We start from the raw sequence: 16,080 nt of genomic DNA on the forward strand, positions 1-16,080 counted from the left end.
TCTTTCCCGATCACCGCCGGAAATCCTGCCGATGCTTCGTCGCACGCTGTTCAAGGCGGCCGCCGCCGCGCCCATGCTCGCCCTGCCGGGCCTCGCCCGCGCCGCGAGCGACACCACGCTGCGCTTCGTGCCGGTGATCGACCTCGCCTTCACCGACCCGATCTTTTCCACGGCCCAGGTGTCGCGCAACCACGGCTTCATGGTGTTCGACACGCTCTACGGCGTGAACACGAAGCTCGAGGCCTCGCCGCAGATGGTGGAAGGGCACACGGTCGAGGCCGACGGCAAGCTGTGGAACCTGCGGCTGCGCGACGGCCTCCTGTGGCACGACGGCGAGCGCGTGCTGGCGCGCGACTGCGTGGCGAGCATCCGGCGCTGGGCGAAGCGCGACGCCTTCGGCGCGGCGCTGATGGAGGCCACCGACGATCTCTCGGCCCCCGACGACCGCACGATCCGCTTCCGGCTGAAGCGGCCCTTCCCGCTGCTGCCCGACGCGCTGGGCAAGGCGGCGGTGCAGGCCTGTTTCATGATGCCCGAGCGGCTGGCCAGCACCGACCCGTTCAAGCAGATCCCCGAGGTCGTGGGCTCCGGCCCCTTCCGCTTCAAGGCGGATGAGCGCGTGCCGGGTGCCCGCAACGTGTACGAGCGCTTCGATCGCTACCGCCCGCGCGCGAGCGGCGTGGCGGACTGGACCGCGGGCCCGAAGGTCGTGCACTACGACCGCGTCGAATGGACCACCATGCCCGACGCCGCCACCGGCACTTCGGCCGTGCAGGCGGGCGAGCAGGACTGGCAGGAAACCACGCCGCACGACCTGCTGCCGCTGCTGAAGAGTGATCCCAACATCCGCGTCACCGTGCTCGACCCGCGCGGCTACGACTGCCTGCTGCAGGTCAACCACCTGCAGGCGCCCTTCAACAACCCCGCGATCCGCCGCGCGCTGTGGGGCGCGATCGACCAGGATGCCTTCATGTCGGCCGTGGCGGGCGAGGACCCGGCCTATCGCCAGACGCCGGCAGGCTACTTCTGCCCCGGCACGCCGATGGCGAGCGAGGTGGGGCTGGAGGTCCTGAAAGGTCCGCGCGACCCGGCCAAGGTCAAGGAAGCGCTGAAGGCCGCTGGCTATGCCGGCGAGAAGGTGGTGCTGCTGGTGCCGGCCGACAGCCTGGCGCAGAAGCCGCTGGGCGACGTGGCGGCGGGGATGCTGCGCGAGGTCGGCATGAACGTCGAGTACGTGGCGCTGGACTTCGCCTCCGTCTTGCAGCGTCGCGCCAAGAAGGGTCCGGTGGAGGAAGGCGGCTGGAGTGCCGTGGCCGCCAACTGGCAGGGCATCGACTGGCTCAACCCGGCGGCGCATATCCCGCTGCGCGGCGACGGCACCTATCCCGGCTGGTACAAGAGCGACCGCGTCACGGCGCTGCGCGACGGGTGGTTGCAGGCGCCCACGCTGGCGGAGCAGCAGCGCATCTGCCGCGAGATCCAGCAGGTCGCGGTGGAGGAGGTGCCCTTCTACCCGGTCGGCGTGTACCGTCAGCCCTCGGCCCACCGCAGCTCCATCACCGGCGTGCTGAACGGCACGGCGGTGTTCTGGAACGTGCGGCCGGCCTGACGGGAACGAACGAGAGAAAAGCGGGAGAACGCAGCATGGCCATCCTCGACCCCGGCAAGACCGCCATCTTCGGTTCCTACGTGCTGGCGGAGGTCGAGGGGCAGCCACGGGTGCTGCGCGACCACTGGGTGCTGACGGAAGGGCGCGAGATCGCCGCCGTCACGCCGACGAAGCCTGAAGGCGCGGAGATCGTGTTCGACGCGCCGGGCCGCTTCGTGCTGCCGGGGCTGATGAACCTCCATAACCACTGCTTCAGCGAGGCGGTGGCGCGCACCCATTCCGAGGACGGTGCGGGGCGCAAGAACAACCAGAGCATCGTCTATACCGTGCTGCTGCCGCTGACCAAGCGCGGCATCGAGATCCTGTCGCACGAGGAGCGGCTGGCGGTGGCGCGCATGGGCATCCTGCAGCTGCTCAAGGGCGGTGCCACCACCGCGATGGAGCCGTTCCGCAACGGCATCCCCGAGATGTTCGAGGCGGCCGAGGAGATGGGCCTGCGCTTCTACGGCGCGCCCTACCTGTTCTCCACCGCCGATGCGGTGGCCGGGCGCGACGGCACGGTGCGCTACGCCGCGGCCTCGGGCGGTGTGGATGACGGCGCGGCGGACCTCGCCGCCTGGGACGCGCTGCACGAGGCCTGGGAAGGGCGCGACGAGGGGCGCATCCGCCTGGCGATGAGCCCGCACGCCACCGACACCTGCGGCCCCGACCTGCTGCGCGCCGCGGCCGCGCGGGCGCGGGAACTGAACGTGCCGATCACCACGCACCTGGCGCAGAGCGCGGGCGAGGTGGCCACGATCGCGGCGCGCTACGACGGGCGCACGCCGGCGGAATACCTCGACTGGCTCGGGTTGTTGCCGGAGCTGCTGGCGGCGCACTGCATCGCCTCCACCGACGCGGACCTGCGACTGATGGCCGCGCGTGGCGCCACGGTGCTGAACTGCCCGCGCGTCTTCGCCCGCGCCGGCACGGTGGCCTCCTTCGGGCGCTTCCGCGCGCAGGGCGTGCGCACCGTGATCGGCACCGACGGCTACAACATGGACCTGCTGGGCGAGATGAACGCGGCCGCGATGATCTCGAAGCTGATCGCGGGCGACGCCACGGTCGCGACGTCGCCGGAGATCATCGCCGCCGTCACCACCGAGGCGGCCGCCGCGATCAACCGCCCCGACCTCGGCCGCATCCGCGCCGGCGCCAAGGCGGACCTGACGGTGGTGGACCTGTCGCACCCGCACCTGCAACCGACCTACGAGCCGCAGCGCGCGCTGGTCTGGCTCGCCAACCGCGGCAACGTCGACGTGGTGATGGTGGACGGGCGCGTGCTGCTGGGCGGCGGGCGATACCTGCACGGCGACGAGGCCGCCATCACCGCCGCCGGCGCCGCCGCGATCCGGCGCATCTGGGACCTGCCGGAAGCACGCGCCGCCTTCGAGGGGTGAGGGAGCGCTGTGGCCAGGAAGGGGGAGAAGGTGTTCTCCCCCTCCCCGGACCCCTCCCTCTCATCTTTTTCTCCGACGCTGCCGCGGGCAGGTGGCCAGGGTCGTGCGCTCTGGCTCACCGAGCCGGAGCGAGGGACAGGTCCGTTCGTGCTGACAGGGAATTTGATTCTTTTCAGCAGCGCTGGCGGTGCCGTACCGCGATTGGCTCTGGGCGTTCCCGCGGCAGCGTCTCAAAGAAAGATGAGTGGGGGTCTGGGGGAGAGAATTCCTTCTCTCCCCCGGAACCGGCGCCACCTCAGCCGACGCGGACCACCAGCTTGCCGAAGTTGCGGCCTTCCAGCAGGCCGATGAAGGCCTCGGGCGCGTGCTCCAGACCATCCACGATGTCCTCGCGGTAGCGGACGCGGCCGTCCTTGATCCAGCCGGCCATCTCGGTGCGGAACTCGGGCTGTTGCGCCGCGAATTCGCGCTGGATGAAGCCGCGGATCAGGAGGCTGCGGGACAGAACCTCGCGCATCATGCCGGGCAGGCGGTCGGTGTTGCCAGGGGTGGCACCGTTGTACTGCGACACGAGGCCGCAGACCGGCACGCGGGCGAAGGTGTTGAGCAGCGGGAAGACCGCGTCCCAGACGGCGCCGCCGACATTCTCGAAATACACGTCCACGCCGTCGGGGCAGGCGGCGCGCAGCTGCTCGGCGAAGTCCGGCGCACGGTGGTCGAGGCAGGCCTCGAAGCCCAGCTCGTCGCGCACGAAGCGGCACTTCTCCGGGCCGCCGGCGACGCCCACGGCGCGGGCGCCGTGGATGCGGGCGATCTGCCCCACCGCCGAGCCCACGGGGCCGCTGGCGGCGGCGACCACCAGGGTTTCGCCGGGCTTGGGCTGGCCGATGTTGCGCAGGCCTGACCAGGCGGTGAAGCCTGGCATCCCCAGTACGCCGAGCGCGGTGGAAAGCGGCGCGGCCGCGGGGTCGAGCTTGCGCAGGTCCTTGCCGTCGGACAGAGCGTGCGTCTGCCAGCCGGAATAGCTCAGCACCACCTCGCCCGCGGCGTAGTCGGGATGGCGGCTTTCCACCACCTCGGCCACCGTGCCGCCTTCCATCACCGCGCCCAGCGGGTTGGGGGCGGCGTAGGATTTCCGGTCGTCCATCCGGCCGCGCATGTAGGGGTCGAGCGACAGGAACAGCACCCGCAGCAGCACCTGCCCCTCGGCGGGTGTGGGGATGGGCATGGGCTCGATCCGGAAGTTCTCCGCCGTGGGGCGGCCGGTGGGGCGGCTGGCGAGAAGGACGCGGGTGCCGGCGGCGTTGCTCATGCGAGGGGGCCTCTGCGGTCGTGGAGGAGGGCATGTCGGCAGCGGGGCGGGGTGGGGCAAGGCCGGGGGACACTGGTGGTAGGCGGCGCTCAGCGCGTGCCGGATCGTGCCACCTTGGTGGTGCTGGGTTGGCGCTGCGGGCCTGGCAGGGTCGTTGCCTGATCGGTCGCGCCGCGGGGCGGCGTGGCGTGGGGGAGGCTCAGCGGCCGCGCAGCAGGTCGTCGCCGCTGCGGCCGATACCCTCCGGCGCGGCGGCCCCGCCATAGGGGTTCGCCAGGTAGGGCAGCGCCGCGCCCAGTGCCGGGTCCAGCGCGGGCGGGGGCGCCACCGCGGCCGGGGCCGCCGGGCAGTCGGCCTGGAGCACGCCGCAGTCCCAGCGGAAGCCGTCGGGGCGGCCGGTGATGCTGCCGCCGCGCTCGAAGCGGCACACGCACTGCTTGCCGGCGAGGCAGGCCGCCACACCCTCGCGCGGGCGGTTGCACACGGGCATCGGCGGGGCGCCGGCGGGAAAGGCGTCGCCGAAGCGGTCCAGGCGGGCGTCGAGGTCGCCGTCCGCCAGGGCGGGCTGGGCGAGGAGGAGCAGGAGCGCGAGGAGCGGGCGGATCATGCGGCGGAGGCTGCGCCGACGCGTGCTGGCGGATCGTTAACGGCCCGCGGGACCGACGTGGCATCGCGCCGTGTGGCGCTGCCCGGCGTGACCTGGCCCGACTTGGCTCAGCCCGGCGTGGTCGTCCGGTGTGGTCGTCCGGCGTGGTCGTCCGACTGGGCCCAACCCGGCGTGGTTGTCCGGCGTGGCCCAACCCGGCGCGATCACGCCTGGTATGAACCGGCGCGGGCCCGCCGGGTGGGACAGTCCGGTGCGTGCCCCGCCCGCCGCATCCTGACGAACCGGACCGCGCCCGGTGCCCGCCCGCCGTGAGGAGCGTGGCGGAAGGTAGCGGCGAAAAGCGGCTCCCCCCCCCGCCATGGGGCTTTGACAGCCGCCCTGGCCGGCGCTGACATGGCACCCAGGCGCCGCCTCGAGACGGTGCCGCGACGTCCAGGGAAACACCGTCATGTACCGCCGCTCCTTTCTCGCGGCGGGCGCCGGCCTCGCCGCGCTCGCCGCCCCGTCGCTGTCCCGCGCCCAGGGGAGCGGAGGAGGGGCCAAAGGCAGCCCGGACGTGCTGCGCTTCGTGCCGGCGGCCGATATCCCGGCGCTCGACCCGATCTGGACCACGGCCTCGCAGACGCGCGATCACGCCTTCCTGATCTACGACACGCTCTACGGCCTCGATGAGTCGCTGAAGCCGCAGCCGCAGATGGTGGCCGGCCACGTGGTGGAGAATGACGGCCGCCTGTGGCGCATGACGCTGCGCGAGGGCTTGCGCTTCCACGACAACACGCCGGTGCTGGCGCGCGACTGCGTGGCCTCGATCCGCCGCTGGGCGGTGCGCGACAGCTTCGGGCAGTCGCTGATGGCGATCACGGAGGAGCTGTCGGCGCCCGACGACAAGACCGTCGTGTTCCGCCTCAGGTCGCCCTTTCCGCAGCTGCCGGCGGCGTTGGCCAAGTATTCCTCGCCGGTCTGCGTGATCATGCCGGAACGGCTGGCGAAGACCGATGCCTTCACGGCGGTGACCGAGCCGACCGGCAGCGGGCCCTTCCGCTTCCTCGCGGGGGAGCGCGTGGCGGGCTCGCGCATGGCCTATGAGCGCTTCGACGGCTACGTGCCGCGGCCGGACGGCGTGGCGCAGGGCTCGGCCGGGCCCAAGGTCGCGCATTTCAAGCGGGTCGAGTTCCTGGTGATGCCCGACGGCGCCACCGCCGCCTCGGCGCTGCAGCGGGGCGAGGTGGACTTCCTGCGCTGGCCGCTGATCGACCTGGTGCCGATGCTGCGCGAGGCGCCGGGCGTGGCGGTCACGGTGATCGAGCCGCTGGGGCTGGTGGGCAAGTTCCGCTTCAACCACCTCCATGCGCCGTTCAACGACGCGGGCGTGCGCCGCGCGATCCTGCCGGCATTCTCGCAGGCGGACTACATGCAGGCGGCCAATGGCGCCGACACGACGCTGTGGCGCGACGGGGCGGGCTTCTTCACGCCGGGCACCGCCATGGCCTCGGACGCGGGGATGGAGGCGCTGACCGCGCCGCGCGACATCAAGAGGGCCAAGGACGCGCTCGCCGCGAGTTCGTACAAGGGCGAGAAGGTGGTGGTGATGATGCCCACCGACTTCCCGATCTACAACGCCATGGCCGAGGTCACCGGGGAGCTGCTGCGCGCGATCGGCTTCAACGTCGACGTGCAGGCGATGGACTGGGCCACCGCCATGCAGCGCCGAGCCAAGCCCGACCCGGTGGAGGCCGGCGGCTGGAGCATCTTCCACACCGGCCAGGGCGGCTCGGAGGAGCTCAGCCCGGTCAGCAACATCTGGCTGCGCGGCAACGGCAAGTCCGCCGCCCCGGGCTGGCCCGAAAGCCCGAAGCTGGAAGCGCTGCGCACCGAGTGGCTCGGCGCGCCCGACGAGGCCTCGCAGAAGCGCATCGCGCGCGACATCCAGCTCCAGGCCTTCCAGGACCTGCCCTATATCCCGACCGGACAGCTCTTCTCGCCGGTGGCGCACCGGGCGGACCTGCAGGGCGTGGTCAAGGGCTTGCCGGCCTTCTGGAACATCCGCCGGGTCTGAGCGGCGGCTGATCCTGCGCGGCGCTGTCCCGGGGGAGAGAAGGAGCTCTCTCCCCCGGACCCCCTCTCATCTTCTTTTGGGACGCTGCCGCGGGGCGGTGTTGGAGTGGTCGCGAAACGGCGGCCGCGGGTGTTTCTGAAAAGAACAGGCTTCCTGTCAGCCCTGGCTGAACCGTCCTTCGCTCCGGCTCGATGAGCCGGAGCGCACCGCCCCAGCCACGTTCCCGCGGCAGCGTCCTGAAAAAAGATGAGGGGCGAGGGGTCCGGGGAGGGGGAGAATTCCTTCTCCTCCTCCCCGGGACAACGGTCACCCTCCGAACCCTCCTGCCGCAAAGCAACCGCCCCGATGCTGCGGCGCGCAAACACCCGCGTGCTGCCGCGTTGCCCCCTGCGACAGGGGGCGTGAGGTGACATGGCGGAGCGAGCGGACGGGGCGCTGGACTGTTTGATCGTGGGGGCGGGGCCTGCCGGGATGACGGCGGCGCTCTACCTCGCGCGCTTCGGGCGGCGCTTCGCGCTGGTGGACTCGGGCAGCAGCCGGGCGGACTGGATTCCGGTGTCGCACAACTTCCCCGTTTCGCCGGACGGGCTGGGCGGGCGCGAGATGCTGCGGCGCCAGCGCGAGAACCTCCGTCGCTACGACGTGGCGCCGCGGGTGGGAACCGTGACCGCGCTGCGCCAGACGGCGGAGAGCTTCCTGGCGGAGGTGGACGGCGACGCCGACCGGCCGATCCGCGCACGCCGCGTGCTGCTGGCGACCGGCGCGGTGGACGAGGAACCGGCGCTGCCGAACCTGCGCGACGCGGTGCGCCGGGGCCTCGTGCGGTACTGCCCGATCTGCGACGGCTACGAGGCGCGGGGGCGGCGCATCGGCGTGCTGGGCCGTGGCGCGCGGGGCCTGGGCGAGGCGATCTTCGTGGCGCGCACCTACTCGCGCGACGTGACGCTGCTGACCACCGACGCGCCGATGGAGCTGGACGAGGACCAGCGCGCGCGGCTGCGCGAGCACGGGGTGGCGGTGGTGGAGGAGCCGATCGACGCGCTGCTCTTCGAGGGCGACCGGATCGGGGCGCTGCGCGCCGGCGGGCGGGAACATCGCTTCGAGGTGCTGTATTCCGCGCTGGGCCTCGCCGTCCGCTCCGACCTCGCGCGGGGCCTGGGGGCGCAGCACGACGACACGGGCGCGCTGCTGACGGGGCGGCACCTGCGCACCAGCGTTCGCGGCCTCTACGCCGCGGGCGACGTGGCGCGCGGGCTGAACCAGGTGGTGGTGGCGATGGGCCACGCGGCGGTCGCGGCCACCGACATCCACAACCGCTGCGAGGTTCCCACCCAGGACGAGCCGGACGGCGCGGCGGCGCTGGCGGAAGGCGGGGCGGGGTAGGGACGGGTCCGCGCGGGCCCTGCCCGCGCAGCTCCGGCCGGACCGGTTCTTTCCGAGTGCGGGAGCACGATGCCCGGAGGCTCCACCGGAACTTCCGCCCGGAGCATGGCGGCGTCCTCCGGAACTGGGCGGTTCCGAAGGACCCGTCGCTGGACCCTGCGGGCAAGCGGCTGGCTGTCCTGGTGGGGGACCACCCGCTCGGCTACGCCACTCCGGCTGCGGTCGCGGCCCAGCCCGTCATTGCGACGGGCGTCCGCGTAGTTCGCCCGTGCGTCCCGGGCCGGACAGGCGACGGGCCCGGGGCCGGATGAAACAGAAGAACGGAGAAACGGCGTGCGCAGGATTGGCCTTCTCGGCGGCATGAGCTTCGAGAGCTCCGCCCTTTACTACCGGATGATCAACGAGGCGGTGCGCGAGCGCCTGGGCGGGTGGCACTCGGCCGACATCCTCATGCGCTCGGTCGACTTCCAGGTCGTGGTCGACATGCAGCGGGCAGGGCGTTGGGACGAGGCCGGACGGTATCTCGCCGAGGCGGCCCAGGAACTGGAGGCCGCCGGTGCCGGGTGCATCGTGGTGTGCACCGTGACCATGCATCTCGTCGCCCCGGCCATCGAGGCCGCGGTGGCCGTGCCCGTCCTCCACGTCATCGACGTCACGGCAGCGCGTCTCAAGGCCGCCAGGCGCCGCCGGCCGCTTCTCCTGGCGACGCGCTACACGATGGAGGAGGGTTTCTATCAGGCCCGGATGAAGCGCCACGGCATCGACGTCATGATCCCGGGCCCGGACGGCCGCACGCTCACGCACGACATCATCTTCGACGAGCTCTGCGCCGGGAAGGTGCTCGACCGCTCGCGCGAGGTGCTGATCGGCCTGGTCGCGCAAGCAAAGGCACAGGGCGCGGACAGCCTGATCTTCGGCTGCACGGAGATCGGCATGATCCTCGACGTGGACGGTACGCCTCTGCCTGGCTTCGACAGCACCGCCATCCACGCCGCGGCGGCGGTGGATTTCGCGCTCGGCGTCGACGCGCAGAACCACGGCGCCCGCTGCGGAGAGGCGACGAGCGCGTCGTAATCGGCGATGCCGTGCTCCGTGCGGACCACGGGGCGGTCGGCCCGGTCGGACAAAGGAGCTGGGCGCGGTGACTTGGACGCCGGCATCTCTCCGTTCGGGTTCCCGGGTGGGCCGAGCAGGGCAGGCGGTCCTGTTCTCGGCAAGCCGGGGCGGAGGGCGCCACTGGCGCGTGGCGCTGCATCTGTCCGGCCGGCCGATATCGCCCGCCGATGTTGCCTCGACCTTTCGCCGTCCGGCGTCGCCCTCGCATCGGCGAGCCGCGGGTTCCTCTGGTGCCATGGCTGGCGGCGATCGTCGGGCGCAGGTGGAGCGATCCGCTTCGCAGTCTCGGCCGCCGGCTGGCCGGGGCATCAGGGAGCGATCCGTCCGCCGGTGAGCGCGGGGTCCCGGTTACCAGTGCCTTTTCTGCTCTTTTTCTGCTCTTTCGGGAGCAGGAAAAGCTTTTCCTTGGCTGATTTTGGTCGCTAAGCTCCGGTCGAACCGCCTGATCACGGGACGGGATGCTACCCTGATGCTGAAGGCTGCAGTCACGATCCACGATGTTGCCAAGGCTGCCGGTGTCAGCATCGGCACCGTGTCGAAAGTGCTGAACAATCAGGGCCGCTTCACGGAAGAAACCCGCATTCGCGTGCGGCAGTCGGCGGAATCGCTGCGGTTTCAGCCCAATGCCTTGGCGCAGAGCCTGCACCAGAAACGCTCCTATACAGTAGGCCTGGTGAGCCGCGACTCCTTTGGCCGCTTCAGCCTGCCCCTGCTGGAGGGTATCGAGAACGCGCTGGACCCGGCCCGCATGGCTGTTTTCGTGTGCAAGCCGACCGACGATCCGGTTCATGAACGCCGTCACATCGAATCCCTGATGGCCAAGCGGGTCGACGGACTGATCGTGACCTCCCGCAGGACGGACAAGCGGCCTCCGGTGGACTTGGCCGGCACGTCGATGCCCGTCGTGTACGCTTATGCTCAACCGGAAGGGTCCGAGGCGGTCTGCGTGCTGCCGGACGACCGGGGCGGCGGTCAGCTGGCGGGGCAGCACTTGCTGTGCCTGGGGCGCACTGCACTGGCGCACGTCACGGGGCCTGAACATTTCACCGCCGTGCGGGAACGTCGCCAGGGCTTCGAGGAGGCCTTGCGCGAAGCGGGAAGGAGCCTCGATCCGGACTGGTACCTGAGCGGCCCGTGGAGCGAGGCCTGGGGGCATGAAGCCGTCGGGCGGCTGCTCGAACATGGCCCGCGGTTCGACGCGATTTTCTGCGGCAGCGATCAGATCGCGCGCGGCGTGGCTGACGCGCTGCGGGAGCGCGGCCTGCGTGTTCCCGAGGATGTGGCCCTGGTCGGCTACGACAACTGGGACATCATTGCCGCGGCGACCCGGCCGCCGCTGACCACGATTGATCCGTGCCTCGAGACACTGGGGCAGCAGGCCGCGTCCTGCCTGCTCGCCATGATCGCGGGCGCGGAAGCCACGGTTCCACGCGTGATCCGCCATCCCTGTCGGTTGGTGGTCCGTCAGTCATGCGGTGGTGAAGCGCTTCTTTAAAGCGGCCGGAAGTGCCGCGAACAACAGGAGACGTCATGAGCAAGCTGACCAGGATCGCGGCCGGGCTCTTGTCCCTGGTGCTGTGCACCGGAGCTGCGCGAGCCGCCGAGATGACCATGTGGGCCCGTGCCACGACCGAAGCCTACTCGGTCGCCGTGGTGAAGGCGTGGAACGAGGCCCACGCGGACAAGATCACGCTGAACCTGATCCCCAACGAGCAGTTCGTCGCCAAGGTGGGCACCGCCATCGCGGCAGGCTCGCCGCCGGACCTGATGTCCATCGACCTGGTCTACGTTCCTTCCTTCGCCCGGGCGGAGCAGCTGACCGACCTCACGGATATGGCCAGGACGCTGCCGTTCCTTGACAAGCTCAGCCCGTCGCACGTCCGGCTGGGCACCTTCGAGAACAGACTCTACGCGCTGCCCTACAGTGCCGAAGCGTCGGTCCTGATGTTCAACAAGGCCCTGTTCCGTCGCGCCGGGCTGAATCCGGATGCGCCGCCGCAAACCTGGGCTGAGGTCCAGGCCGCGGCGGAGAAGATCACCGCGCTCGGGGACGGCAACTACGGCTATTACTTCCCGGGCAACACGGCCGGGCTCAACGTGTTCACCTTCCTGCCGCGCATCTGGGCGAGGGGCGGGGACATCCTGAGTGCCGATGGCACGAAGGCGACGCTCACGGACCCGGCGGTTGCCGCGGCACTGAACCACTTCCGTGCCCTCTGGGCCGCCGGCACCGTCCCGCCATCGGCGCGCGCGGACGGCGCGGAAAACACCATTGCCACCCCGGCCAGCGGCAAGGTCGGTCTTTGGTCCGGCGGTGCCTTCACCCTCACCGGGCTTCGTCGCCTCGCCCCCAACCTGGAGGTCGGTGCCACCTTCATCCCGGGCGACACCGCCGGGCAGTGGTCATCCTTCGCGGGAGGGGACTCGATCGCCATACCGCGCGGCAGCAAGCAGGCGCGCACGGCCTGGGAGTTCATTCAGTGGACCTACTCGCCGGAGGTGCAGATCAACATCCTGGCGCGCAACCGCTTCCTGCCGGTTCGGACTGACCTGGCGCGCAACGAATTCAGCGAGAAGGAGCCCGCCTACCTGGTCGCGGCCGAGGCGATCGCGAAGGGACGCACGCCCTACAGCTTCGTCTACAACGACCTGCTCAACAGCCCTCAAGGTCCCTTCCTGCGCATGCTGCAACGCGCCGTTTTCGACGGCGACGTGCCAGGCGCCATCACGGAAGCGCAGAAACGGTTCGAGCAGATCATCGATCAGGACCGCTGAGTTCCATGAAACGACGCGGTGGTCTCGGCTGGGTCTTCGTCGCGCCGGCGCTGGCGCTCACCGGGGTGTTCTTCCTGTGGCCGCTGGTGCTGGTGGGCTGGATCTCGGCACATAACTGGCCGTTGATCGGGCGCGTGCGCTGGGTGGGCTGGCGCAACTACCTTGCCGCCTTCGACGACGAATTGTTCCTGAGCGCGCTGCGCTTCACACTGGCTTACACCGCCATCATCACGCCGGTGCTGTTCGTGATCGCCTTCGGCCTCGCTCTCCTGGCCAACGTGGACCGGCGGGGGGCCGCCCTGTTCCGCACGGTGTGGTTTCTGCCGACCTCCATCGGCATCAGCACGGCGAGCGTACTCTGGGTCTGGATGCTGAACGGCGACGTGGGCGTGTTCACCGCCATCCTGAACCGGCTGGGCCTGGTGTCCGGTCCGGTTCCCTACCTCGACTCAGTGCCGGGTGCCTTCGTGGCCGCGTCGTCGATGGTGGTCTGGAAGACCGTCGGGTTCACCATGGTCCTGCTGCTGGTCGGCCTGCGCGCCATTCCGGCGGAACTGCACGAGGCGGCGCGCATCGACGGTGCGGGCGGCTGGCAGGCGTTCCGCTACGTCACCATGCCGCTGATGCGACGGTCCGTGAAGCTGGCCTTGCTGCTGTCCGTTACCGGCTCGCTGCTGGTGTTTGATCCGTTCTACGTCATCACCCGCGGTGGACCACAGAACGGCACCATGAGCTTGGTGTACTGGGTCTACAACAGCGCCTTCGTGTCCTTTCGGGTTGGCTACGCCGCGGCACTGGCGCTGCTGGTGCTGGCGCTGGTGCTGGCGGTGAACCTTGCCCAGATGGTGCTGCTGCGCGACGGGGATGACGCATGACCGGGAGGACGACGTTCTCGGCCTTCGCCTACTACGCCACGGCCGGCACGATTACGCTGATCTTCCTGTTCCCGGTGGCCTGGGTCGCATTCGCATCTTTTCAGCCTTCGGCCGGTGCATCCGCCCTGCCTGGCTGGCTTCCGTCCTCCTTCACCCTGGCCAACTACGCAGGACTGCTGAGCGGCACCACCGGCTTCTGGCGCTACCTGTGGAACAGCCTCGTCGTGGCAGCGGGCAGCGCGGTGGGTGTCGCCCTGATCGCCACGCCCGCGGCCTACGGCTTCACGCGCTTCTCGTTCTTCGGCCGGCGTCTGGCCTTCGTGCTCACGCTCGTGGCGATCATGGTGCCGTTCCAGACGGTGCTGACACCGCTCTTCCTCGTGCTGCGTATCCTGGGACTGCAGAACTCGCTGTTCGGTCTGGGCATCGTCTACACCACCTTTCATCTGCCGCTCGGCATCCTGATCATGATGGCTGCTCTTCAGGGCGTGCCGCGTGCTCTTGATGAGGCGGCCACCATCGACGGGGCAAGCGAGATGGACATCCTGCTCCGTGTCCTCTTGCCGCTGATCCGCCCCAGCTTGGTGACCGTGGTGCTCGTGAACTTCATCTCGAGCTGGAACGAGTTCCTGGCCGCCCTGATCCTGATGACGGATCAGAGCAACTACACCATGCCGGTGATGCTGGTGACGATCTCGTTCGGCTATCTCGGCGCGGTCGACTGGGGCGCCCTGCAGGCGGGAACGGTGCTGACGATCCTGCCCTGCCTCGTCCTGACAGCCGCCTTCCAACGCTACTACGTGCAAGGCCTGCTGGCCGGCTCGACGAAAGGATGAATGCCATGAACGAGGCACGGCTACGATCCCTTCCTCCTGGCGCGATCGCACCGCGCGGATGGCTTCGCGATCAACTCCAGCTGCAAGCCGACGGCCTCACGGGCCGGCTGGAGGAGGTGTGGCCCGATGTCGGACCGAACAGCGGCTGGCTCGGCGGTTCGGGAGAAAGCTGGGAGCGCGGCCCCTACTACCTCGACGGCCTCGTCCCGCTCGCCTGGAGCCTCGACGACGTCGGGCTGAAGCACAAGGCGTCCAAGTGGATCGAGTGGATGCTCGCGAGTCAACGGCCGGATGGCTGGTTCGGTCCGGCCGGCAACGACGACTGGTGGACGCGCATGGTGGCTCTGAAGGTGTTGATGCAGTACGCGGAGGCCACGGACGATCCGCGCGTGGTGCCGTTCATGCAGCGCTACTTCGCCTACCAGCGGGCGGCGCTGCCGGAGCGGCCGCTGCAGAAATGGGCTGTCGCGCGCGGCCAGGAGAACATCCTGGCGATCCTGTGGCTGCATGAACGCGCACCCGACCCGGCCCTCGCCAGCCTGGCCGCGACCGTGCTGAGCATGACGGTGGACTGGGGCACCTACCTGACCGAGGATCTCGTCCAAGGCCCGGCGACCCGGTTCAGCCACCTGACCCACGTGGTCAACGTTGCCATGGGTCTGAAGCTGCCGGCGTTGCGGGAGATGCTGGGCGAGCAAGGCCAGCGCGACCTGCTGAACAAGGCGCTTGCCAATCTCGACCGCCTCCACGGTCAGGCCACCGGCATGTTTTCGGGGGACGAGTGGCTGGCCGGCAATTCGCCGCACCACGGTACGGAGCTCTGCGCCGTGGTGGAGACGATGTTCTCGCTGGAGGTGCTGGCACGCATCTACGGTTCCGGGGTATTCGGCGATCGGCTGGAACGTGTGGCGTTCAACGCCCTGGCGGCCACGGTGACGGCCGATATGACGGCGCACCAGTACCATCAGCAGCCGAATCAGGTCCTGGCAACGATTGCGCGCCGCGACTGGACCTACAGCAGCGATGCACCGAACATCTTCGGCCTCGAGCCTCATTTCGGCTGTTGCACGGCAAACCTCCACCAGGGCTGGCCGAAGTTGGCAACAAGTCTCTGGGCCGAGGACGCGGAGGGTGGGTTGGCCGCCATCGCCTATGCTCCCTGCCTCGTTCGTGGCCGTGCGATTGGCCTGGACGTCAGCACCGATTATCCGTTCGACGAAACGGTGGCCGTGCGCGTGACGGAGGCCGCTTCCGGAGCGCGTCGCCTGAGCTTGCGCGTTCCGGCCTGGTGCGATGACGCGCGACTGACGCTGAACGGCGAGGACCTTCCCGTTGCACCGGCCGACGGCATCGTTGTGCTCAGTCGTGAATGGAAGGCCGGCGATACCGTCACCTTGCGCTTGCCCATGCCAGTCCGGGTCGAGACCCGCCTCAACGGCGCGGTCAGTCTCCACATCGGGCCGCTGACCCTGGCTTACTGCCCCGGCGAGATCTGGCGGGGCATCCCGGACACGCCCGGGCTGGGTGACTGGGAGGTGATGCCGCGTGGCAGCTGGAACTACGGCCTGGAAACCGAAGCGGGCGCCGTGAGCTTGCAGGCCCTGGTTGAAAGGCGGCCGCCCTCGCGACAGCCCTTCGCGCTGGCGACAGCACCGGTTCGCGTGATGACCAAAGGACGTTTCGTGAAGGAGTGGCGGCTCGAAGACAATTCGGCGGCTCCACCGCCGCCCAGCCCCGTGACAAGCAATCAGACGCCACGTCCGATCACGCTGATCCCTTACGGCTGTGCCCGGCTGCGCATCTGTGAATTTCCGCGCCTCGAACCGCAGGAGTTTACTGGCTACGTATTCGACTGATCTCTGCGGCGGCGGAAGCTCCGGCATCACCTTGAGGCGGGGTGCTGGCGCCCGCGAAACGGTTGGAGCCGGGCGGGATGAGCCGGAGTGCGGCTGTCGCGAAGCGGGCCCCCGGCAACCGGACCGGGCGTAAGCACCGGGGCTCCGCGGCTGATCCGTGTGTCCGGTGAAAAAGAGCCGGTCCCATGGAGCAGCCTTGTAACCTTTCAGCTCCGA

13 protein-coding genes are annotated in these 16,080 nt (G+C 69.9%); 11 read left to right on the forward strand and 2 right to left on the reverse strand.

Going from position 1 to position 16,080, the window contains the following annotated elements; all coding sequences use genetic code 11:
- The first annotated feature begins 31 nt into the window (after positions 1-31).
- Complete coding sequence (locus tag ACFFGY_RS01035; protein ID WP_377042495.1) at positions 32-1,609, forward strand: ABC transporter substrate-binding protein; 1,578 nt, start codon at positions 32-34, stop codon at positions 1,607-1,609.
- Positions 1,610-1,644: 35 nt separating this feature from the next.
- Complete coding sequence (locus ACFFGY_RS01040; RefSeq protein WP_377042496.1) at positions 1,645-3,048, forward strand: amidohydrolase family protein; 1,404 nt, start codon at positions 1,645-1,647, stop codon at positions 3,046-3,048.
- A gap of 295 nt (positions 3,049-3,343) precedes the next feature.
- Here ACFFGY_RS01040 and ACFFGY_RS01045 read toward each other — a convergent pair whose 3' ends face one another.
- Positions 3,344-4,360, reverse strand: coding sequence for an NADP-dependent oxidoreductase (locus ACFFGY_RS01045; RefSeq protein ID WP_377042497.1), 1,017 nt, complete (start codon positions 4,358-4,360; stop codon positions 3,344-3,346).
- Between the two features lie 199 nt (positions 4,361-4,559).
- Positions 4,560-4,967 (reverse strand): hypothetical protein, encoded by a 408-nt coding sequence (locus ACFFGY_RS01050; RefSeq protein WP_377042498.1) that lies wholly within the window; start codon positions 4,965-4,967, stop codon positions 4,560-4,562.
- A 448-nt stretch (positions 4,968-5,415) separates the two neighbouring features.
- Between ACFFGY_RS01050 and ACFFGY_RS01055 the strand changes: the two genes are divergently transcribed.
- The 9 genes from ACFFGY_RS01055 (at position 5,416) to ACFFGY_RS01095 (ending at position 15,864) form a co-directional block, all read left to right on the forward strand.
- Positions 5,416-7,023, forward strand: a complete 1,608-nt coding sequence (locus tag ACFFGY_RS01055; protein WP_377042499.1) for an ABC transporter substrate-binding protein — start codon at positions 5,416-5,418, stop codon at positions 7,021-7,023.
- 411 nt (positions 7,024-7,434) lie between these two features.
- On the forward strand, positions 7,435-8,406 hold the full coding sequence (locus tag ACFFGY_RS01060; RefSeq protein ID WP_377042500.1) for an NAD(P)/FAD-dependent oxidoreductase: 972 nt from the start codon (positions 7,435-7,437) through the stop codon (positions 8,404-8,406).
- 56 nt (positions 8,407-8,462) lie between these two features.
- Positions 8,463-8,717, forward strand: a complete 255-nt coding sequence (locus ACFFGY_RS01065; protein ID WP_377042501.1) for a DNA polymerase ligase N-terminal domain-containing protein — start codon at positions 8,463-8,465, stop codon at positions 8,715-8,717.
- 22 nt (positions 8,718-8,739) lie between these two features.
- Positions 8,740-9,480: an aspartate/glutamate racemase family protein gene (locus tag ACFFGY_RS01070; protein WP_377042502.1), complete on the forward strand. Its 741-nt coding sequence runs from the start codon at positions 8,740-8,742 to the stop codon at positions 9,478-9,480.
- Positions 9,481-9,991: 511 nt separating this feature from the next.
- On the forward strand, positions 9,992-11,017 hold the full coding sequence (locus ACFFGY_RS01075) for a LacI family DNA-binding transcriptional regulator (RefSeq protein WP_377042504.1): 1,026 nt from the start codon (positions 9,992-9,994) through the stop codon (positions 11,015-11,017).
- 35 nt (positions 11,018-11,052) lie between these two features.
- Complete coding sequence (locus ACFFGY_RS01080; protein WP_377042505.1) at positions 11,053-12,297, forward strand: ABC transporter substrate-binding protein; 1,245 nt, start codon at positions 11,053-11,055, stop codon at positions 12,295-12,297.
- A gap of 5 nt (positions 12,298-12,302) precedes the next feature.
- Complete coding sequence (locus tag ACFFGY_RS01085) at positions 12,303-13,172, forward strand: carbohydrate ABC transporter permease (protein ID WP_377042506.1); 870 nt, start codon at positions 12,303-12,305, stop codon at positions 13,170-13,172.
- Positions 13,169-14,008 (forward strand): carbohydrate ABC transporter permease, encoded by an 840-nt coding sequence (locus ACFFGY_RS01090; RefSeq protein WP_377042507.1) that lies wholly within the window; start codon positions 13,169-13,171, stop codon positions 14,006-14,008. Before ACFFGY_RS01085 ends, ACFFGY_RS01090 begins: the two co-directional genes overlap by 4 nt.
- 5 nt (positions 14,009-14,013) lie before the next feature.
- Positions 14,014-15,864, forward strand: a complete 1,851-nt coding sequence (locus ACFFGY_RS01095) for a beta-L-arabinofuranosidase domain-containing protein (RefSeq protein WP_377042508.1) — start codon at positions 14,014-14,016, stop codon at positions 15,862-15,864.
- Positions 15,865-16,080 lie beyond the last annotated feature (216 nt).

The sequence above is a fragment of the Roseomonas elaeocarpi genome (genome assembly GCF_042433915.1).
GTDB classification, from domain to species: Bacteria; Pseudomonadota; Alphaproteobacteria; order Acetobacterales; family Acetobacteraceae; genus Roseomonas; species Roseomonas elaeocarpi.